This window comes from Gordonia sp. NPDC003376, from assembly GCF_053589235.1.
Map to the genome: position 1 here is coordinate 51,482 of NZ_JBSFRM010000011.1, position 20,910 is coordinate 72,391.

The 20,910-nt window shown below is 68.0% G+C and carries 19 protein-coding genes; 2 read left to right on the forward strand and 17 right to left on the reverse strand.

Annotated features, from left to right (window positions below; genetic code table 11):
* Window positions 1-161: 161 nt before the first annotated feature.
* The 9 genes from ACWDUA_RS13280 to ACWDUA_RS13320 all read right to left on the reverse strand — a co-directional run bounded on the left by ACWDUA_RS13280 (window position 162) and on the right by ACWDUA_RS13320 (window position 11,360).
* Window positions 162-770: a TetR/AcrR family transcriptional regulator gene (locus ACWDUA_RS13280; RefSeq protein WP_449751476.1), complete on the reverse strand. Its 609-nt coding sequence runs from the start codon at window positions 768-770 to the stop codon at window positions 162-164.
* Between the two features lie 16 nt (window positions 771-786).
* The gene (locus ACWDUA_RS13285) at window positions 787-1,602 is read right to left on the reverse strand and encodes an enoyl-CoA hydratase family protein (protein ID WP_449751477.1); all 816 of its coding nucleotides are present in this window, start codon (window positions 1,600-1,602) and stop codon (window positions 787-789) included.
* A gap of 41 nt (window positions 1,603-1,643) precedes the next feature.
* Window positions 1,644-2,810 carry an acyl-CoA dehydrogenase family protein gene (locus ACWDUA_RS13290; protein ID WP_449751478.1) on the reverse strand — a complete coding sequence of 389 codons (1,167 nt, stop codon included), beginning with the start codon at window positions 2,808-2,810 and terminating at the stop codon, window positions 1,644-1,646.
* Entirely contained in the window at window positions 2,807-4,876 is a 2,070-nt protein-coding gene (locus tag ACWDUA_RS13295) for an acetyl/propionyl/methylcrotonyl-CoA carboxylase subunit alpha (protein ID WP_449751581.1), read from the reverse strand. Before ACWDUA_RS13295 ends, ACWDUA_RS13290 begins: the two co-directional genes overlap by 4 nt.
* Before the next feature lie 88 nt (window positions 4,877-4,964).
* The gene (locus tag ACWDUA_RS13300; RefSeq protein WP_449751479.1) at window positions 4,965-6,563 is read right to left on the reverse strand and encodes an acyl-CoA carboxylase subunit beta; all 1,599 of its coding nucleotides are present in this window, start codon (window positions 6,561-6,563) and stop codon (window positions 4,965-4,967) included.
* Complete coding sequence (locus ACWDUA_RS13305) at window positions 6,560-7,720, reverse strand: acyl-CoA dehydrogenase family protein (RefSeq protein WP_449751480.1); 1,161 nt, start codon at window positions 7,718-7,720, stop codon at window positions 6,560-6,562. The genes ACWDUA_RS13300 and ACWDUA_RS13305 overlap by 4 nt, the downstream gene beginning before the upstream one ends.
* 79 nt (window positions 7,721-7,799) lie before the next feature.
* Window positions 7,800-9,521, reverse strand: coding sequence for an acyclic terpene utilization AtuA family protein (locus ACWDUA_RS13310; protein ID WP_449751481.1), 1,722 nt, complete (start codon window positions 9,519-9,521; stop codon window positions 7,800-7,802).
* Between the two features lie 4 nt (window positions 9,522-9,525).
* On the reverse strand, window positions 9,526-10,347 hold the full coding sequence (locus ACWDUA_RS13315) for a TIGR03084 family metal-binding protein (protein WP_449751482.1): 822 nt from the start codon (window positions 10,345-10,347) through the stop codon (window positions 9,526-9,528).
* Window positions 10,348-10,484: 137 nt separating this feature from the next.
* Window positions 10,485-11,360, reverse strand: a complete 876-nt coding sequence (locus ACWDUA_RS13320; RefSeq protein WP_449751582.1) for a PaaI family thioesterase — start codon at window positions 11,358-11,360, stop codon at window positions 10,485-10,487.
* Between the two features lie 197 nt (window positions 11,361-11,557).
* Here ACWDUA_RS13320 and ACWDUA_RS13325 point away from each other — a divergent pair, with 197 nt between their 5' ends.
* Together ACWDUA_RS13325 and fadD1 are read left to right on the forward strand one after the other, a co-directional pair.
* Entirely contained in the window at window positions 11,558-12,163 is a 606-nt protein-coding gene (locus ACWDUA_RS13325) for a hypothetical protein (protein ID WP_449751483.1), read from the forward strand.
* A gap of 56 nt (window positions 12,164-12,219) precedes the next feature.
* Window positions 12,220-13,791: a fatty-acid--CoA ligase FadD1 gene (gene fadD1 / locus ACWDUA_RS13330; protein ID WP_449751484.1), complete on the forward strand. Its 1,572-nt coding sequence runs from the start codon at window positions 12,220-12,222 to the stop codon at window positions 13,789-13,791.
* Between the two features lie 26 nt (window positions 13,792-13,817).
* On the opposite strand, the gene ACWDUA_RS13335 is transcribed toward fadD1, so the two are convergent.
* From ACWDUA_RS13335 to ACWDUA_RS13370, 8 genes are all read right to left on the reverse strand, one after another.
* Window positions 13,818-14,687 carry an SDR family NAD(P)-dependent oxidoreductase gene (locus ACWDUA_RS13335; protein WP_449751485.1) on the reverse strand — a complete coding sequence of 290 codons (870 nt, stop codon included), beginning with the start codon at window positions 14,685-14,687 and terminating at the stop codon, window positions 13,818-13,820.
* Complete coding sequence (locus tag ACWDUA_RS13340) at window positions 14,687-15,970, reverse strand: hypothetical protein (RefSeq protein ID WP_449751486.1); 1,284 nt, start codon at window positions 15,968-15,970, stop codon at window positions 14,687-14,689. The genes ACWDUA_RS13335 and ACWDUA_RS13340 overlap by 1 nt, the downstream gene beginning before the upstream one ends.
* Before the next feature lie 41 nt (window positions 15,971-16,011).
* A complete protein-coding gene (locus ACWDUA_RS13345; RefSeq protein WP_449751487.1) occupies window positions 16,012-16,554 on the reverse strand; it encodes a nuclear transport factor 2 family protein in 543 nt (180 codons plus the stop codon).
* A gap of 73 nt (window positions 16,555-16,627) precedes the next feature.
* Window positions 16,628-16,834 carry a ferredoxin gene (locus tag ACWDUA_RS13350; protein WP_449751488.1) on the reverse strand — a complete coding sequence of 69 codons (207 nt, stop codon included), beginning with the start codon at window positions 16,832-16,834 and terminating at the stop codon, window positions 16,628-16,630.
* Window positions 16,834-18,195, reverse strand: coding sequence for a cytochrome P450 (locus ACWDUA_RS13355; protein WP_449751489.1), 1,362 nt, complete (start codon window positions 18,193-18,195; stop codon window positions 16,834-16,836). Before ACWDUA_RS13355 ends, ACWDUA_RS13350 begins: the two co-directional genes overlap by 1 nt.
* Window positions 18,192-18,995 (reverse strand): SDR family oxidoreductase, encoded by an 804-nt coding sequence (locus tag ACWDUA_RS13360; RefSeq protein ID WP_449751490.1) that lies wholly within the window; start codon window positions 18,993-18,995, stop codon window positions 18,192-18,194. Before ACWDUA_RS13360 ends, ACWDUA_RS13355 begins: the two co-directional genes overlap by 4 nt.
* 1 nt (window position 18,996) lies before the next feature.
* Window positions 18,997-20,256 carry a cytochrome P450 gene (locus tag ACWDUA_RS13365; protein WP_449751491.1) on the reverse strand — a complete coding sequence of 420 codons (1,260 nt, stop codon included), beginning with the start codon at window positions 20,254-20,256 and terminating at the stop codon, window positions 18,997-18,999.
* 17 nt (window positions 20,257-20,273) lie between these two features.
* Window positions 20,274-20,861 (reverse strand): TetR/AcrR family transcriptional regulator, encoded by a 588-nt coding sequence (locus ACWDUA_RS13370; protein ID WP_449751492.1) that lies wholly within the window; start codon window positions 20,859-20,861, stop codon window positions 20,274-20,276.
* Between the last annotated feature and the right edge of the window lie 49 nt (window positions 20,862-20,910).

A 20,910-nucleotide genomic window follows, 5' to 3' on the forward strand; every position in this document is an offset into this window, starting at 1 on the left:
AACACCCCCACGACCGCAACCACCTCCACAGCGGTCACGTCCCGAGCACGACTGTCCGAGGTTTCGACACAGGTCCTCGCTCCGCTCGGTCCTGGCTCAACCACCCACCACGAGTTGATGATTGAGCCAGACCCCCTTGATGATTGAACGGGCAGTCTCGGTCAGCCCAGTATGGCGCGCATCATCTCCGACCAGGTCGCGACCACCTGTGAGCGCCGGGCCGAGTCGTCGGAAAGGGTGTCGGCCAGGCCGAGTCCGCGCGCGAGGTCGAGGGTGGCCTGCACTGCCCGGCGGGCGGCGTCGTCGTCGGGTCCGGCACCGAGTACGGCCATCGTGGTGCGGTGCGCGGCCCGCGCAAACCTCGCTTCCATCGGCAAGATCAACGCCCGCAGTGCCGAATCCGACGCTGCGGCTGCCCAGATCTGCAGGGCCGCCTTGAATTCGGTGCCCGTGTACATCGCGACGGCGTGCTCGACGGCCGCGGACACACGATCGGCGTCGTCGGGCACCGTGTGCGCCCGGGTGGCCGAGTCGGCGAGGTCGTCGAAGATCTGCTCGAGCGTCGCCGTGATCAGGGCCTCACGTGTCGGGAAATGGTGTTGTGCCGCACCGCGGGAGACGCCGGCCCGCTCGGCCACCGCGGCGACCGTGGCGGCCGACCAACCGTCCTGTGCCAGGGCCTCGATCGTCGACGACAGCAGGCGTTCGCGGGTCAGCCGTGATCGTTCCTGTTGCGGTTCACGTCGATTCGTGCGTCCTGCGGTGGTCATGGTGTCACTGTAGTGCTCATGCCGGGTCGGTCTGTCCGGAGAGGTCCCACGCCGGCAGTCGTTTCCCGAGGAAGGCGGCCATCCCCTCGCGTGCCTCGTCACTGCCGAACAGCGCCGACGACTCCTCGGCACGCAGGTGGGCGTCGCGGTCGAAGTCGCGCAGGATCGACGCCGTGGTCAACCGCTTGGACGCGGCCAGCCCCTGCGGTGACGCCCTGCGGATACCCGCGAGGATGGCGGCCACCTCGGTGTCGAGGTCATCGACGGTCCCACATGCCCGGCTGAGGAGTCCGATCTGCTCGGCCGTCGCCGGGTCGAAGGTCTCCCCGGTCAGGTAGTAGCGGCCCGACGAGCGCGCGGTCATCTTGGGAAGCAGCACCACCGAGATCATCGCCGGGGCCAGGCCAAGCCGCGCCTCGGTGAGCGCGAAGGTCGACGACGGTCCGGCGACGACGATATCGGCGGCACCGATCACTCCGAACCCACCTGCCCGCACGTGCCCGTCGATCCGTGCCACCACCGGCTTCGGCAGTTCCAGGATGGTCCGCATCACCTGCAGCATCGCCTCGGTGCCGGCCGCCGACGCCTCCTCGACACTCGCACCACGGCGCAGCGCCTCTCCGAGGTCGGCGCCGGCACAGAAGGTCGAGCCCGCATGGGTGAGCACCACCGCACGCACGTCCCCGTTCGCCCCGGCCGCACGCAACGCCGACAGCAACTGCCCGACCAAATTCTCGCTCAATGCATTTCGGTTGCGCGGGGAATCCAGCGTGATGGTGGTGATGCCGTTGTCGGTGGTGGCGTGCACCACCTCCGGTGACGTCTCGGTCATCGTGTGTCTCCTCTGCCGGATTCTGGAAAATGACGGGGTGTTCAGTACGACTTGGGGAGTCCGAGGCTCGTCTGTGCGACGAAGTTCAGGATCATCTCGCGGCTGACCGGCGCGATGCGTGCGATGCGGGCCAGGCTCAGCATCGGGGCCAGCCCGTACTCGCTGGTCAATCCATTTCCGCCGAGCGAGTGGACCGCCTGGTCGACGATCTTCACACATGCCTCGGCGGCGGCGTACTTGGCCATGTTGGCCGGTTCCGCGGCACCCCAGTCGTCGCCCGCGTCGTAGAGGGTCGCAGCCTTCTGCATCATCAGCTTGGCCATCTCCAGCTCGATCTTGCCCTGCGCCAACGGATGCGCGATCGCCTGATGGGTGGCGATCGGCGCCTTCCACACGGTGCGGTCGGAGACGTAGGCGACGGCCTTACCCAGGGCGAAGCGGCCCATGCCGACCGCCGACGCCGCGGCCATGATGCGTTCGGGATTGAGCCCCGCGAACAGCTGGCTCAGCGCCGCGTCCTCGGAACCCACGAGTGCCTCGGCGGGCAGCCGAACGTCGTCGAGGAACAGCTGGAACTGCTTCTCCGGGTTCTGCAGCTCCATCTCGATCATCGTGAACGTGAAGCCCGGCGCATCGGTCGGCAGGATGAACAACGCGGGCTTGAGCTTGCCGGTCTTGGCGTCCTCGGTACGCCCGACGATCAGCACGGCGTCGGCCTGGTCGACGCCGGAGATGAACACCTTCTGCCCGTTGAGGATCCAGTCGGACCCGTCACGCCGGGCGGTGGTGGTGATCTGGTGGGAGTTGGAGCCCGCGTCGGGTTCGGTGATACCGAACGCCATGGTGAGCGTGCCGTCGGCCAGACCCGGCAACCACTGCTGCTTCTGACCCTCGGTACCGAACCGGGCGATGATGTTGCCGCAGATGGCCGGTGAGACCACCAGCATCAGCAGTCCGGTCCCGGCGGCGGCGATCTCCTCCATCACGATCGCCAGTTCGTACATGCCGGCACCGCCGCCACCGTACTGTTCGGGCAGGTTGACGCCGATGAAGCCGAGTTGCCCTGCCTCCCGCCACAGTTCGTCTGTCTTGCGTCCCTCCCGGGCGCACTCACGGAAGTAGTCCTGCCCGTACTTGGCGGCCAGACCGGCGATCGCCGCACGCAGTTCGGATCGTTCGGTCGTCTCGACGAACGGATTGTCGGTCATGCGTTCCCCTCCTGCTCGGCCGCGGCAGCTCCCGCGGCTTCCCCATCTGTTCGGGCCCCATCTGCTCCGGCCATCCCTGCTCCGGCCGACCCGTCGGTGATCACGGCCAGCACATCGCCGACGGCGAGTTGACGGCCGGGTTCGACGGCGAGCGTGGTCACCACGCCATCCGCGGGGGCGCTGATGGTGTGTTCCATCTTCATCGCCTCCAGCCAGATGATCGGCTGTCCGGCAGCAACCGTGTCACCCTCGGCGACAGCCACCCGGATCACCGCACCCGGCATCGGGGCCAGCAGCGATCCCGGGCGTTGCACGCTCGCCGGGTCGACGAAACGTGGCGTACGACGCAGATGCACCCCGAACCCCGGTCCGTCGACGTACACGTCGGCCTCGCCGTACCGGGCCACTGTCAGGGTCTGCTGCACCCCGTCGGCGTCGGCGAGGGTGACGGCGGCGGCGCCGACGGCGATCACCGCGAGTCCCGGCGCATCCGGCAGTTCCACGCCATCGCGGGTGTGGCGGTAGCGCACCACCGTCTGGGTGTCGTCGGGCAGCAGATAGGTCTTGGTCTGGTACCCCGACGCCATGTTGCGCCAGCCCGATTCGAGGCTCGCCTGGACGCGGGCACCGTCCCGGTTGGCGGCTCCGGTGGCCAGCGCCGCGGCGATCGCGGCCCGGGTCCGCGCCGCGTCGTCGGCCAGCGGCGCCGACAGCACACCCACACCCGTCTCGTCGAGATAGCCGGTGTCGGTGTGACCGGCGCGGAACATCTTCTCACGCAGGATGTTCACGAGGAGGTCGCGGTTGGTGACCGGTCCGTGGATGTGCGCATCGGCGAGCGTTCGCGCCAGCATGGCCGCAGCGCGCGAGCGGTTGGGTGCCCACGAGATCACCTTGGCGAGCATCGGATCGTAGTAGGTGGAGATCTCCGAGCCGTCGCCGATCGAGGAGTCCAGGCGGACACCCGGACGGTCGAGCGGCCCGAAAGACGTTGCGGCGTCCAGCGAGAACGTGTGGACCGTGCCCGACTGCGGCTGCCATCCGGCGGCCGGGTCCTCGGCATACAGGCGCACCTCGATGGATGCACCGCGGGCCGCGGGCGGCTCGGGGTCGAGTCGCTCCCCCATCGCGATGCGCAGCTGCCACTCCACCAGGTCGGTGCCGGTGGTCAGTTCGGTGACCGGATGCTCCACCTGCAGGCGGGTGTTGGTCTCCAGGAAGTAGAACCGGCCGCGGTCGTCGGCGAGGAATTCGACGGTGCCGGCACCGGTGTAGCCGATCGCGCCGACCGCGGTGCGCGCCGCGGCGTAGAGCCGCTCCCGCATGTCCGCACCGATCCGCTCGACCAGCGGAGCGGGGGCCTCCTCGACGACCTTCTGGTGGCGACGCTGGATGGAGCATTCGCGCTCGCCGACGGCCCAGATCGTGCCGTGGGTGTCGGCGAGGACCTGGACCTCGATGTGGTGTCCGCGTTCGACATACGGTTCGCAGAACACGGTGGGGTCACCGAAGGCCGACTCGGCCTCGCGTCGGGCCGCGGCCACCTGCTCGGCGAGGTCGTCGAGGGAGCGGACGATCCGCATACCCCTGCCACCGCCACCGGCCGAGGCCTTGATCAGCAGCGGCAGGTCGTCGGCCGTGACCGCATCGGGATCGATGTCGCCGAGCACGGGTACCCCGGCGTCGGCCATCAGCTTCTTGGCGTTGACCTTGGAGCCCATCGCGGCGATCGCCGACGGCGGCGGTCCCACCCACGCCAGTCCGGCGTCGAGCACGGCGGCGGCGAAATCGGCATTCTCCGAGAGGAATCCGTAGCCGGGATGGACCGCGTCTGCTCCGGCGGCCCGCGCGGCGGCGATGATCTGCTCACCGCGCAGATAGGTCTCGGCGGAAGTGGTGCCGGGCAACCGGATCGCGGTGTCGGCCGCCGCCACATGCGGCGAGTCGGCGTCGGGATCGGAGAACACCGCGACGGTGTCGAGCCCCATCGCGGCGGCGGAGGTGAACACCCGCCGGGCGATCTCGCCGCGGTTGGCCACGAGCACCGAGGTGATCGGACCGGCCATGATCGAGGCGTCTCCCGTGACGGTCTCCGGTGCGCTCCCGGACGTGATTGCTGCTGCGGTGATTGTCGTGTCGTTCAACGTCGTCCCCTCACATCCGGAAGACGCCGAAGTTCGACGTCCCCTCCACCGGCCCGCTGTGGATCGCCGACAGGCACAGTCCGAGGATCGTACGGGTGTCGCGCGGGTCGATCACGCCGTCGTCGTAGAGCATCCCGGACAAGAAGGCCGGCACGGACTCGGCCTCGATCTGAGCCTCGATCATCTGGCGCATCGCGGCGTCGGCGGCCTCGTCGACGGTGCCGCCGCGGGCCTCGGTGGCCGCCCGGGACACGATCGAGATGACGCCGGCGAGCTGGGCCGCCCCCATCACCGCGGATTTCGCGCTGGGCCACGAGAACAGGAAGCGCGGGTCGAAGGCGCGTCCGCACATGCCGTAGTGCCCGGCCCCGTAGCTGGCGCCCAGCAGCACCGACAGGTGTGGCACGGTGGAGTTGGACACGGCGTTGATCATCATCGAGCCGTGCTTGATCATGCCGCCCTTCTCGTACTCCTGACCCACCATGTAACCGGTGGTGTTGTGCAGGAACAGGAGTGGGGTGTCGCTGCGGTTGGCTAGCTGGATGAACTGGGCCGCCTTCTGCGACTCCTGGCTGAACAGCACGCCCTGCGCGTTGGCGAGGATGCCGATCGGGTAGCCGTGGATGCGGGCCCACCCGGTACACAGGGAGTTTCCGTATTCGGTCTTGAACTCGTCGAAGTCGCTGTCGTCGACGATACGCGCGATCACCTCGCGCGGATCGAAGGGGATCTTGAGATCACCGGGGACGATACCGAGCAGTTCCTCGGTGTCGTAGCGGGGTTCGAGGACCTCGGCGGCAGGGGCCGGTCCCCGCTTGCGCCAGTTGAGGCGGGCGACGATCCGTCGGCCGATCCGGATCGCGTCCTGCTCGTCGGCGGCGTAGTGGTCGGCCAGACCTGACTGACGAGCGTGTAGCTGTGCGCCGCCGAGCGATTCGTCGTCGCTGTCCTCACCGGTGGCCATCTTGACCAGCGGCGGTCCGCCGAGGAACACCTTGGACCGGTTCTCGATCATGACGACGTGATCGCTCATGCCGGGGATGTAGGCACCGCCGGCAGTGGAGTTGCCGAAGACCAGTGCGATGGTGGGGATTCCGGCCGCCGACAGCCGGGTGAGGTCACGGAAGAGTCGTCCGCCGGGGACGAACACCTCCTTCTGCGTCGGCAGGTCCGCGCCGCCGGATTCCACCAGGGAGATCACCGGAAGCCGGTTGGCCAAAGCGATGTCGTTGGCGCGCAGGTTCTTGCGCAACGTCCACGGATTGGACGTGCCGCCCTTGACGGTGGGATCGCTGGCGACGATGAGGCATTCGACCCCTTCCACCACGCCGATCCCGGTGATCACCGATGCCCCGACGGTGAAGTCGGAACCGAATGCCGCGAGCGGACACAGTTCGAGGAAGGCCGAGTCCTCGTCGATCAGCATCTCGATGCGCTCACGCGGGAGCATCTTGTCGCGCTTGCGGTGTCGGGCGACGCTCTTCTCGCCCCCGCCCGCGAGCGCCTTGTCGAGTTCGATCTGCAGCTCGTCGAGTTTGTCGAGCATCTGCTCGCGGTTGCGGGTGTGATCCTCTCCGGTGGGGTCGAGGGTGGAACGCAGTGCGGTCATCGTTGGTACCCCAATCGTTTTGCGGCCAGTCCGGTGAGGATCTCGGTGGTGCCACCGCCGATGCCGATGATCCGCATGTCGCGGTACTGACGTTCGACCTCGGTGCCGGTCATGTACCCCAGTCCGCCGTGCAGCTGAACGGCCTTGGACGCCACCCATTCCCCGGCCTCGACGGCGGTGTTCTTGGCGAAGCACACCTCGGCGATCATGTCGTCGTCCGAGGTCACCTTGCGTTCGACGACGGCCCGGGTGTAGGTGCGGGCGACGTCGATCCGGCGGGCCATCTCGGTGAGGGTGTCCTGCACGGACTGTCGGGCGATGATCGGTTTGCCGAAGGTCTCGCGGTCGCGTGCCCACGCCAGGGACAGGTCCAGGCACCGCTGGGCACTGGCATAGGCCTGCACGGCCAGCGACGAGCGTTCGGACACGAAGGCGGTGGCGATCTGGGCGAATCCGGAGTTCTCGGCCCCCACCAGGTTGGTGACCGGCACGCGGACGTCGACGAAGGACAATTCGGCGGTGTCCGAGCAGCGCCAGCCCATCTTGTCGAGTTTGCGGGTGACGGTGAATCCCGGTGTGCCCTTCTCGATCACGAGGAGCGATACCCCCGCCGCCCCGCCGCCGCCGGTGCGCACGGCGGTGACGACGAAGTCGGCGCGCACGGCGGAGGTGATGTAGGTCTTGGCGCCGTTGACGATGTAGTGGTCGCCGTCGCGGACGGCGCGGGTCGTCAGGTGCCCGACGTCGCTGCCGCCGCCCGGTTCGGTGATCGCGAGGCTGCCGATCATCTCGCCCGCGAGGGTGGGTCGCACCCAGCGGTCGATCTGGTCGGGGTCGCCGGCGGTGATCAGATGCGGTAGCGCGATTCCGTGGGTGAACAGCGAGGCGAACACCCCGCCGGCGGCACCGGAGTAGTGCAGTTCCTCGGCGAGGACGGTCGCGTCGATCATGTCGCCGCCGCTGCCGCCGATCGCCTCGTCGATGCCCAGTCCGAACAGGCCCAGGTCGGCCGCCGCGCGGTGGACGTCGCGGGGGATCAGTCCGTCGCGTTCCCAGTGGTCCTGATGCGGCAGGACGTGGCGGGTGACGAATCCGCGAACGGTCTCACGCAGGGCGCGACGTTCGGGTCCGTCCCACACGGAGTCGGTGATCGGCATATCGGTGGGTCCTCGCAATCATGGGCGTGGGGTGCCGGGTCGGACGAGTCGGGAGTGGTTGCGGTGCAGCGTCCGACGGTCACAGGAAGGACCGGGGAATCGGGACGGGCCGGGAGCGCAGCCACTCCCCCATCCCCTTGGCCTGCGGATCGAAGCGGACGTTGTCGGCGACCCCGCGGCCGAGGACGCCCTCGATCACGAAGTTCACGGCGAGCAGGTTGGGCAAGCGGTGACGGTGGATCGTCAGGCCCCGGACCTCGGGCAGCAGGTCGGCGAGCAACTCGGCGTCGAGCGTCTCCTCGAGCCAGGTGTAGTGTTCCGGAACCCGCACCCACACACCGATGTTCGCGCTGCCACCCTTGTCACCGCTGCGAGCGCCGGCGATTCGGCCCAGCGGTTGCCGTTCGGTGGGACCGAAATCGGTGGCGGCCGGGACGGACTGCGGGTCGGGCACATCCGGCTCCACCCGGGTACGCAGCGGGCTCGGGTCGATCCGCTCGACGACGCCGTCGGGGAAGGCGACGCGGTGTTCGACGAGGGCGGCATCGACATATCCGGGCTCGAAGATCCCGAAGGGCGAACCGCTCCCGGGGGGTGCGGTCATGGCGAAGCCCGGATAGCTGGCCAGGGCGAGTTCGACGGCGGTGGACGAGAATCCGCGCCCCACCTTGGTGGCGTCGGGGTCCCGGGCGACGCATCGCAGCAGGGCACTGGCCTGTTCCTCGGTCTGGGCGTCGGCGCGATCGAGGCGGGACAACTCCCAGCTGATCCGCTGCGGTAGCGCGGGCAGTGCGGCGAGGAACTGGGCGCGGAACAGCTCCGCCTTGGCCTCGATGTCGAGACCGGTGAGGATCATGGTGATCTCGTTGCGCACGCCGCCGAGGTGGTTCAGCGACACCTTGGTGGTCTCCGGCGGGGCCTCGCCGCGGACCCCACTGATCGAGACACGGTCGGCCCCTTCCTGGGTGAGCGTGATCGAGTCGAGGCGGGTGGTCACGTCCGGACCGAGGTAGCGGGGGCCGCCCACCTCGTAGAGCAGTTGCGCGGTGACGGTCCCGACGGTCACGGCCCCTCCGGTGCCCTCGTGTTTGGTGATCACCGACGAGCCGTCGGCGGCGATCTCGGCGATCGGGAATCCGATGTGTCCGGCGGCGCGCGAGTCACGCAGCGGCAGTTCGGTGAAGAAGGCGTAGTTGCCGCCGGTCGCCTGCGCCCCGCATTCGATGACGTGACCGGCGACCACCGCTCCGGCGAGTGCGTCGAGATCGTCGTAGTCCCAGTCGAAGACGCTGGCTGCGGGCCCGACGGTGAGCGAGGCGTCGGTGATCCTGCCGGTGACGACGACGTCGGCCCCGGCGTCGAGCGCCGACTTGATCCCGAAGGCACCGAGATAGGCGTTGGCGGTCAACGGTTTCCCGAGACCCAGGTCGGCGGCGCGACCGAGGAGGTCGTCACCGTCGACGAAGGCGATGTCGGCGTCGACGCCGGTCTTGTCGGCGAGGTCACGCAGCGCGACGGCGAGCCCGTGTGGATTGAGTCCGCCGGCGTTGGCGACGATCTTGATCCCCTTGTCGACGGCGAGGCCCAGACAATCCTCCATCTGCCGCAGGAATGTCTTGGCGTAACCGGTCTTCGGGTCCTTGAGCCGGTCCTTGCCCAGGATCAGCATGGTCAGTTCGGCCAGGTAGTCGCCGGTGAGGAAGTCGAGCTCGCCACCGTCGAGCATCTCGCGCATCGCCGCGAACCGATCGCCGTAGAAGCCGGACGCGTTACCGATCCGTACGCTCTGCTGCACGTTCATGTGCTCAGCCCTCCGCCGTCGTGGTCGCATCCGCCGGTCGCGTGGGTCCCGGTTTCCGTCCGGACCCTGGCGGACCGGCGAAACACTGTGCGATGGTGGACCATTCGCGAGCGTCGTCGCCGATGAAGTGCAGTGCGAGGTCGGCGGGGGCGCGCCGCTGGGTGACCAGCAGGCAGAAGTCGAGCGCGGGGCCGCGCACGATGTCGGTGGCGTCGTCGGGTCCCCAGATCCACCGGGCGCCCGAGGGAGCGACGAGTTCGATCCGGAACGGTTGTGCGGGTGGCTGTTTGCCGTTCACCGCGTAGGCGAAGTCGCGGGTACGCACGCCGATGTGGGCCACGGCTTTGATCCGGTCGGTGGGGTCGAGGGTGACGCCGAGCGCGTCGGCGACGTCGAGGCCGTGGGCCCAGGTCTCCATCAGGCGGGCGGTGGCCATCGACGTGGCCGACATCGGCGGGCCGAACCACGGGATCTTGGTGCCGTCCGGAACGGCGAGCAGCGCCGCCGCCAGGGTTTCCCGTGCGGTCCGCCACTGCGCGAGCAGTTCGGCCACCGGCAGCCCTGCCCCCTGCTCGGCGGCCTCGTCGACGAAGCCGGTGGGATTCTCCAGCGCTTCGGCGACGACGACGGCGAACGCCGCCGGGTCGGTGGCGGCGAGCCCGGACTGGGTGTCGGTCCAGCTCAGATGCGCGATCTGATGGGCGATGGTCCAGCCGGGCGCCGGTGTCGGGGTGGCCCAGCCGTCGTCGTCGAGACCGGCGACGAGCTCGTCGAGTTCCCGGGACTCCGCGGTGAGGTCGGCCACGATCTCGTGCACATTCGACATGCGACGAGCGTCACACACCCGCCCACAAAAATCAAGCGTGCATGATTGTTTCTTGCCGAGACCCGCGCCACGGGACGTGACGCAGCAGTGGTGGTGGTGGTGGTGGTGCGGTCCCCGGCAGGGCAGACCCGTGAGGACTAGGAGTAGTGGATGTCCGCACTGCCGTCGGCGAGGAGCGTGCCATCGGTGTCGACCATCGTCGCGCGGAAAGCGGCGATGCGTCGGCCGATCTTGACGGGCTCGACGTCGACGACGACGTCCACGCCACCGACCGCCGGCGAACGGTAGAAACCGAACGAGAGGTCGCCGACGCGGTAGTCCTTGCCTGCGGCGGCATGCGCCTGCCCGGCCAGCGAGAACGCCTGGCCGATGATGGTCGCGATCACACCACCGTGCATGGTGCCGAAGACATTCGCCATCCAGACCTCGGTGGCCGCGATGAAGCGCAGCATGCCGCTGTCGCCATCGAACTCGACCCGTCCGCCGAGCAGTTCGGCGAGCGGACCGATGGGCCGCCGGCCGCCGGCGATCTCGGCGATCACGTCCCGACCGTCGAGGTGCGCGGGAACCGGTCCCGGGACCTCGATACCGTGCCCGTCACACGCCGGGGTCTCGGTGGCGATCGGGGTCTCGTCCTCGTCACCGGCGGCGGGCCGCGCCACGCGCATGTTGCGGGCGAGACCGGTGCAGCCCAGCGTGCCGTCGGAGGTACGGATGTCGACGGTGGTGATGCCGGTCCCGTCGTCGTGCATCACCACCTCGGCGCTGCAGCTGATCTTCTCGTCGACGTCGATGTGCCCGAGGCCGGACATGGTGAGGCGGGCCTGCATGCTCAGCGCGCCGGCGTCGGCCCCGAGGCGGAAGAACGGGATCCCACCGACGTGATCGAAGAGGACCCCGAGGGCGGGCAGGTCGATGCGCCCCCGGTGATCGGCGAATCGGGCGCAGAGCTGCTGGTCGGCGCGGATCACGTTCCCCTCCACCGCCATGTGTCCGATGTGGAGCACCGACATCGGCGTCTCGGGGACCGGCGCGGGATCGACGGCAGCGGGATCGACGGCAGCGGGATCGACGGCAGCAGGAACAGATGGGGCCTCGGTCATGCCACAGTCCTATCACCCGGTACACCCACGCACCCATTCCGGCGAAGTGGCCTCGGGATGGGCCCACTGGTACCGTGGTGTGACGGAAGGGGCTGATGTTACTGATGATGTTCAAGAGAATTGCGATCGCGACAGCCGGTGCGATCACACTCGCCGCCGCACCGATCGCCGCCGGAGTTGCCACCGCCGCACCCGACAGCACACCGCAAACCACCACGCCGCAGACCTCGACGCCGCAGACCTCGACGCCGCAGAGCAGCACACCGGACGCCGGCGCTCCGAATGCGCCCGCTCCCGATGCCACCGTCCCGGGCGCCACGGCGCCCAGCGAGCCCGCCGTCCGCCAGCTCGATGCGACCAACCAGACGCCGACCGTCGGCATCACGCGCGTGGGCATCCTGCCGACCGGTGGATTCGTGGCACCGCTGGCCGCCGCGGCCACCGGTACCGACACCACCGTCGTCTGGCTCGAGCCGATGCCACAGAATGCGTGTGCCACCAGCCTGCGTACCGCGAAGGTCGCGGTGAGCTGGAAGAACACGTCCACCCACAAGGCCGACGATGCGACCTTCCCGGCCTGCACCGCGGGCAAGCCGACGATCAGCCCGGCACTGCCGACCGGTGCGGGCACCCTGAGCCTCACCGTGACCGTGCTCGGCGACGGCGGAAACACGGTCACGTTGTCACCCGGGATCGTCAATCTGAACCGCTAGTAGACATTTTCCCGAATCTGTCCACCGGTAGGTGGAACACGTTCTAGATTTGGGGCATGGCCGACACCGTGACCCAACTCCTCGCCGAACGCAGCGACGACGACAACCTGGCGATCACCTATCAGGACCGCCGATGGACCTGGCGCGAGTACATCGACGAGGCCCGCCGCACGGCGGCCACCGTCCTCACCGACACCGACCCCGCCCGTCCGATGCACATCGGCACGCTGCTGGGGAACACCCCCACCATGCTGATCGCCATCGCGGCGGGCGCGTTCGGCGGCTACGTCACCGCCGGGATCAACAACACCCGCCGCGGCGAGGCGCTGCTCGGTGACATCCGGCGCGCCGACTGCCAGGTCCTGCTCACCGACGCCGAGCACCGCGATCTGCTGAGCGGTCTGGATCTGTCCGGGGTCACCGTGATCGACACGTCGAGCCCGGAGTGGGCCGAGCGGGTTGCGAATGCCGGTGAGCTGACACCGTATTCGGTGCCCGCACCGCTCGATCCGTTCATGTTGATCTTCACCTCGGGGACGAGCGGCAATCCCAAGCCGGTTCGGTTGGCGCACATGCTGATCCCGTTCGCCGGCCCCCCGCTGGTGCAGAAATTCGACCTGACCTCCGGCGACGTCTGCTATCTGTCGATGCCGCTGTTCCATTCGGCGGCGCTGCTCGGCGGATACTGTGCCGCGGCCACCGCCGGCGCGTCGATGGTCCCCGCGCGGTTCTCGGCGTCGACCTTCCTCGACGACATCCGCCGCCATGGCGCGACCTACATGAACTACGTCGGCAAGCCGCTCGCCTACATCCTGTCCACCCCGGAGAAGCCCGACGATGCCGACAACCCGCTGCGCGCGGCGTTCGGCAACGAGGCCACCGATCACGACATCACCGAGTTCGCAAGACGTTTCGACTGCAACGTCTGGGACGGATACGGGTCGTCGGAGCTCGCGATCATCGTCACCCGCGAACCCCACACCCCGCCCGGGTCGATCGGCAAGGGCTTCCCCGGTGTCGCCGTCTACGACCCGGACACCGAGACCGAGTGTGCCACCGCCGTCTTCGACGACAACGGTGCCCTCACCAACGCCGACGAGGCGATCGGTGAGCTCGTGAACACCGATGGCGCAGGCCTGTTCACCGGCTACTACAACGATGCGGCCACCACCGACGAGCGTCTGCGCGGCGGCAAGTACTGGTCGGGCGATCTCGCCTACTGCGATGCCGACGGCTGGATCTACCTCGCTGGCCGTACCGGCGACTGGATGCGAGTGGACGGCGAGAACATCACCGCCGGACCGATCGAGCGCGTCCTGCAGCGCATTCCCGGGGTCAATCAGGTTGCGGTGTACGGGGTTCCGGACGACCAGGTCGGTGATGCGGTGATGGCCGCCATCATCCTCGACGACGACGTCAAGCTCTCCCCGGACGAGTTCGTCGCCGAGCTGGAGGCACAACCGGACCTCTCTCCCAAGGCGTGGCCGCGGTATGTGCGGGTCGCCAAGACCCTGCCGACCACGGCGACCAACAAGATCGTCAAGCGGACGCTCAAGGCCCAGGGCCCCACTGCCGGTGACGGCACGCTGTGGGTGCGGGAGCCACGAACCCACACCTACACCGCGTAGCAGTCCTCTTCTGACGAGCCAGACCCTCAGCCGAGCATCTCGGCCAGTTCGGCCATGCTGTACGGCGCGGTGTCCTTGTGGTCGCGGTAGGCGATGAACGTCGGCTGCTGCGGATGGTAACGACCGATGAAACCACCTGAGGCGGTGAAGATCTGGCCGGTGATCCCCGACGACAGGTCGCCCGCCAGGAACTCGTAGAGCGCAGCGACGTACTCCGGCGGTGCCGGGTCGAGGGCGGCGTCGCGGGTGTGGTCGTCGAGAATGCCCCGCTCGTGCAGGCTGTGGATGTGCCGCACGTAGTCATCGCCCAACGACAACCGCGACCTGGCCCCCGGCATCACGACGTTGATGCGCGCCCCGAGGCCGGTCAGGTCCCCGGCGGCGGCCAACGCGAGCGCGTTGACGCCCCCTTTCGCCGCCGGGTACCCGCTGCCGCCGAACGTCCCCAGGGATGCGGCCGATCCGGTGAGCACGATCGCCCCCGAATTCTGTTCGGCGAAGACTCTTCCCGCCACCTGCGTGATGTGGAAGGCACTCATCAGGTGTGCGTCGACCTGCTCGCGGAACTCGTCCTCGGTGATGGTGAGCACCGTCGATCCGGCCGGCTCGGCGATCCCGGCGCAGTTGATCGCGATGTCGAGGGCCCCGAACTCCGACAGCGCGACGTCGGCCATCGTCTCGGCCACCCCCGCCTGCCCCGCCGCACCGCACACGCCGACGGCATAGCCACCGCCGCCGACGATCTCGTCGACGGTGGCGGTCACCGCGGCCTCGTCCCGACCGTTGACCACCACCGACACCCCGCTCCCTGCCAAGGCATAGGCGACAGCCAGTCCGATTCCCCGCGTGGCGCCCGCGATCATCGCCACCCGCCCGGCCAATCCGGCGTCGGTCATCAGACGCCGCCGGCGACCGGGGTGATCGGGATCGACCGGCCGCGGTCGGTGAAGGAGAAGTCGGCACCCGAGGAGAACCGTGCGATGGCCACCTCACCACACTCCTTCTGGTCGTCGTGGCCGAGCACGAACCGCACCCGCAGGCCGTCGTCGGTCTGCTCGGCGGCACCGATCGTCCACCGCGGATGCACCGCGACACCGATCGCCGCCAGCGGTTCGGTGTGGTCGGCGGTCAGCACCGTGACCCAGCCGCCGTCGGCGAAGGCATCCGACGACGCCGGGATGTGCACCACCACCTCACCGTGGTCGCGGCCGTCCCCCTCCACGGTGGCCGTGACACCGCTGTACTGCTGGGGCCCGAGGACCGGCACCAGGCGGATCACCTGGGCCAGGTCGTCGGCACCGGTGCCCAACCGCAGGGCACGCCGCAAACGGTCCGCCGACAACCCCGCGATGCCGGTGAACTGTTTGCGGTAGATCTCGAGTGCCTGCTCCGCCGACTGCGCATACCGCCGCACCGACAGCAGGAACCCCAACGCCAGCAACTGATGTTGCAGCGCAACCTCTTCGGCGATGCGCACCAGGGCACTCGCCGACCACTCGCGGAACTGCAGGTCCCCCACCAACGGTCCGCGATAGTCCACCCATCCGTCCACCGCCGAGATGTCGATCTCGGAGAGCTCCGTCGACGCGGCGCGTGAGGTGAACATCGTCTCCGCGTCGGCGGGCAACGGCAGTTCGTCACGATCGGGTTCGACAGTCACCGTCCACGCACAGTGTGGGTACCGGTCGGCCGGGCGACGCGGGGGTCGGTGGACGGGCCGGATCCGGGCGCGCCGGTTGGTGGCGATGGCGGTGGCGTCGAACGTGGGATCCTCGATGTCGTGGCACATCGCGGTGACGTACTCGTCGCCGAGCGGTTCCACATCCATCAATGCGCCACAGTGGTTCAGCACGAACGCACCGTGATAGCGGTCGGTGATCTCGTACCGGAAGTCCATGAACTGCGGTGGTGCGCCGATGTCGAGTTGGAGGCATTTGAACATGTCCTCGACACCGTCGCCGTCGATCCCGAGAGCGGTACGCATGCGGTGGGTGTAGACCGGGCTGGCGGCCATCCACTCCTCGATGGCCACCCGGGTCATGGTCTCGCGGCCGAAGGCGCTGATCAGGTGGGCCATGCCGCTGCGGTCGATCAACTGACCCGACAACAGCAGTTCGGGAACGAGGCCGGCCAACTGGCCGCCGGTGAGGTCGGAGTACGACTGGACTGTGTGCGTCATTCTCGTTGTCTGCGTTCGTGTTCGGACTACGTGTGCGTGCATCACCAGAACGGGACGGGTGCCTTGCCGAACGGATACCAGCCCGGCTGGTCGCCGGTGGCCTTCTCGATCCGCTTGAGCATGCCGTCGCTCATCGCGTTGTTCTTGAGCAGTTCGATGAACAGTGCCGACACGTTGCCGTAGTCGAAGAAGTCACGCTGCCAGGAGAACTGGAAGTTCCCGCCGTACCGGAACCAGCTGCCCTGGATGCCCTCGAGGGCGTAGTGGCTGCCGTCCTCGCGGGTCCGCTCGTACACCTGCTTCCACAGTCCGATCATCGACCCGGTGCGGTCGTCGATCACCCACTCCTGGTAGGGATAGGTCCAGCCCTCGAGGCCCTCCATCTCCTGACCCAGTGCGATCTCCCGGATCTCGTCGCGGCCGACGGCCATGAAGTCCTTGTCGGGGCCGTAGTTCCAGCCGTAGGTGGCGTCCTCGGTGTAGAACGAGGCGAGCGGCTTCCAGTCACCGGCCTTCTCTGCCTCGATGTTGGCCTGCAGCCAACGCTCCTTCATCTCTTCCAGTTCGGCACGGTCGAATGACATGTATCTCAACCTCTTTCGTCGGTGAACGTCGGTTGCGGGTCGGGGTGGACCCGGCCGTCAGGTGGTGGCTGGGTCAGGCGCTCTCTGCATCGTCGTCGACGATGCGCAGGGCCTGGGTCGGGCAGTAGTGGACTGCGGCGAGGACCTGCTCGCGGAGGCTCTCGTCCGGGTGGGCGTCGAGGATCTCGGCGTGATCGCGGTGGGCGACGAAGACCTCCGGGGCCTCCATCTCGCACATGCCGTGGCCCTGGCACAGATCCAGATCGATCTCGATCCGCATCAGCCCGCTCCGTTCGCCTCCGCCCGCCGGCGGTACCGGACCCGGCACGGCTGCGCGAGCTGGACGACCATCTTGGAGTGGTCGTTGTGGTAGGAGTCGGCGGGCTGGGCCATTTCGAACTCGTAGTTCTGGAACAGGACCGAGAAGATGGCCTTGAGCTGCATGATCGCGAACTGCGCTCCGACGCAACGGTGTCGGCCGGCCCCGAACGGAATCCACGTCCACCGGTTGACCAGATCCTCCTGGCGCGGCTTGACATACCGGTCCGGGTCGAAGGCGTCGGGGTCCGGGAAGTCCTCGGGCAGACGGTTGGAGATCGCCGGCGACACCGCGATCGACTGTCCGGCCGTGATCTCGAAATCCTCGATGCGGAAGTCGTTCTGCACCACCCGCATCAAGACGATCAGCGGCGGATGCAGCCGCAGCGCCTCCTTGAGTGCGTTCTCCAGCTTCGGGATCTGCCGCATCGCGGCAAAGCTGTACTCCGGCTTGCCGTCACCACCATCTGCGTAGATGTCGTCGAGTTCGGCGTACACCTCCTGCATGTACTCGGGGTTGCGCAGCAACTCGATCAACGTCCAGGCTGCGGTGCCCGAGGTGGTGTGGTGTCCGGCGAACATCATCGAGATGAACATCCCGGTGATGGTGTCGGCGTCGAATCCGACCTGCACGAGCACGTCCATCAGGTCGCGATCGTCTTTGTTCTCGGTGGGGTTCGCGATCCGGTCGTTCATCACACCTTGTATGAAGTCGACGAGTTCGGCACGCGCGGAGTCGCGTTTGCGGAAGCTCTCGATGTCGGCGTTGTAGTCGACGTAGGCGATCGGGTCGGTGCCCTTCTCCAGGTCGTGGAACAGGTGGGCGATGTGTCCGTTGAGCTGTTCACGGAAGCGGCGGCCGATCAGGCAGGCGGAACTGGTGTAGAGGGTCAGCTCGGCGAAGAACTCGAGCAGGTCGATCTCACCCTCGTCACCCCAGCCGGCGATGATGCGTTCCACCTCGTCGGGGATGGTGATCGCGTGCTGCTTCATGTGCGGGCCCTTGAGCGCCGCGTTGTGGATCGCCTTGGAGCGCTCCTCGGGGCTGGTGTCGAAGACGACGCCCTCACCGAACACCGGGGTCATGAACGGATAGGCGGCGGCCTGGTCGAGGTCTTCTTCCGGGGCCCGGAAGAACTCCTCGTTGGCGGTGGCCCCGGATACCAGCACCACTTCACGGTCGGCGAGCTGGAACTGTCCGACGTCGCCACACTCGGAACGGATGCGCCAGAACAGGGCGATCGGGTCGGTGGCGAGTTCGTCGAGGTGGCCGTGTTCTCCCTCGCCGCCGGAGACGCGTTGGGGAGTGGTCAATGTGGTCATCTGTCGTGTCCTTTCGCAGCGAGCGTGTTCTTGGGGACCGCACCCTCTGCCTCGACCTCCACCGAACGCATGTGTGCGCCGCGGGGCATGGTGACCATGGCGGCCACCGCTTGCGCGATGTGTTCGGGGGCAAGGAAATTGCCGTGGCGGGCCAGTCCGTGCCTGATCCAGTCGTTGAGCATGTTCTCGGTGACCTCCGGGTCGAGGTCCATCCCCATGCCGGTGAGGGTCTGGCCGGGTCGCACCACGCCGGCGCGCACCCCGGTGCCCTCGAGTTCGAGTTGGATGGTCGCGACCAGTCCGTCGATCCCCGACTTGGCGGCGACGTAGGCCGACGACCAGGGCCGCGGCCGGATGGCCACATCGGAGCCGATGAAGACGAAATCGCCTCGGCCACGGTCGATCATGCCGCCGATCACCGCCCGGTACACCCGGTAGGCGCCGTTGAGGTGGATGTTGATCTGGTCGGCGAAGGCCTCGGGGCTGGTCTCGTAGGACAGTCCGACGGCGAGGTCGCCGGCACCGGCGACGACGATCTCCAGGTCACCGAGGGAGGCCTGCGCCTTGGCGACACAGTCGATCACCGAGGCCTCGTCGGTCACGTCCAGGGGAACCGCGACGGCCTCCCCGCCGTCGGCGACGATCTTCTCGGCGAGCGCCTGCAGCCGCTCCACCCGACGTGCCGCCAGCGCTACCGGATATCCCTGTCCGGCAAGCCATTCGGCGGTGGCCGCACCGATACCGGAGGAAGCCCCGGCGATCAGTACCGGACGACGGTCGGGATGGGGGATGAAACCCATGTCAGTGCCCTCCGTTCCGGCGGGTGATCCGCACCGGCAGCTCGGCGAAGCCGCGCACGTTGACCGAGTGCACACGCACGGCGCGCTCGATGTCGATGTCGACGGCGCTGACGGTGCGCGCCACCTCGGCCAGACCGATGTTGGCCTCGAGACGGGCGAGGTGGGCGCCGAGACAGAAGTGGGTCCCCATCCCGAAGCTCATCAGGGCCTGCCCGCAGTCGCGGCCGATCCGGTAGTCGTCGGGCTCGGCGAAGACCTCGGCATCGCGGTTGGCCGATCCCACCAGCAGCAGCACACGCTGACCGGCGGCGATCACGTGGTCGCCGTAGGTGACGTCATTGGCCACCCGGCGCAGCACCATCTGCGTCGAATTGTCGTAGCGCAGAGTCTCTTCGGTCCAATCGGGCACGATGGCGGGATCGGCGATCACCTTGGCGAGCTCATCCGGATTGTGCCAGCCCCAGTAGAGCGCATTGGCCAGGAGTTTGGTGGTGGTCTCGTTGCCCGCCACCACCATCAGCACCATGAAGCCGACGATCTCGTCGTCGCTGAGACTGGTCTTGTCGCCGTTCTCGTCGTCGATCTCGGCGTCGATCTCGGCGTCGATCAGCGCGGAGACGAGGTCTTCGCCGGGATTCTTGCGGCGGTCGGCGATCAGGGCGCTGTAGTACTTGTGCAGTTCGAGGTAGGCGTAGATCGCCGCCTCGGGGACGTCGAGCACCCCTTCTTCGCGGTGCAGCAACAGATCCGACTGCCGACGCAGGAATGCGCGGTCGGCCTCGGGGACACCGAGCAGTTCGGATACCACATCCATCGGGAGCAGGCCGGCGAAGTCGGCGATGTAGTCGAACTCGCCCTTCTCCAGGCACACATCCCAGTGTTGCCGGGTCAGCGTGGTGATCCGTTCGGACAGGTCGTTGACGCGGCGCGGGGTGAATCCCTTGGAGACGAGCTTGCGGATGCGCATGTGCTTGGGATCGTCCATCGCCAGGAATGACATGGACTTGTGCGCGTCGGGACTGTAGGAGGACGGGTCCAACGAGACTCCCCACGCGTTGGACAGGTTCACCGAGTCGCGAAAAGCGCTGCGTACGTCCGCATGTCGGGCGAGTGCCCAGAAGTCCATGGCACCGTTGTAGTAGACGGGCGCCTCGCCGCGGAGGCGGGCGTAGGTGGGATAGGGGTCCTCGTGGAAGTCATAGGCGTACGGATCGAACGGGATCCGCTGCTCCATGCCTGCCTGGGTGACGGTGTCGGTCATCGGATTCGCTCCATGATCTAGGGCTGCTTCTCCATGAGTAGGTGGGCTGCGGCGACGAGTCGCTCGGAGGTCTGTTCGTAGCTGAGGTGTCCCATTCCGGCATGCACGAGCGCGCCGGCATAGAGCATCTCGAGGGCGTCGACGACGGGGCCGGGATTCTCCGGATCCACCTCGAGGGCATCGGCCAGGCGGCGGCGGATCAACCCGCCGATTCGCAGGCGCAGATGTTCGACGTCGGGGTCGGTGCCGAGCAGTGCAACGGTGACCGCACCGCCGAGCTGCCCCTGTCCGGCGACCACCATCGACACGTCACGCAACACCTGCGCGACGCGTTCGGCCGGCGGCAGGGCGGCGTCGGGCTCGGCGAGTCCGTCGGCCAGCCGGCGCCAGAAGACCTCGGCGACAAGGTGACTCTTCGACGAGAAGTAGGTGTAGGCGGTCGCCGGTGCCACCCCCGCGAGCTTGGCGACCGCGCGCACGGTGAGGCCGTCGAAGCCCTCGTCGTTGAGCACGTCGACGGCGGCGTCGGTGAGGCGGGCGACGGTTTCCGCCTGCTGTGCCGAGAGGCGTCGTCGGGTCGATTCCTGCGATACGGGGCTGGACATGTGACCGACGCTACACTAGGTTCGAACTCGAGTCCAGACACCTGTCCAG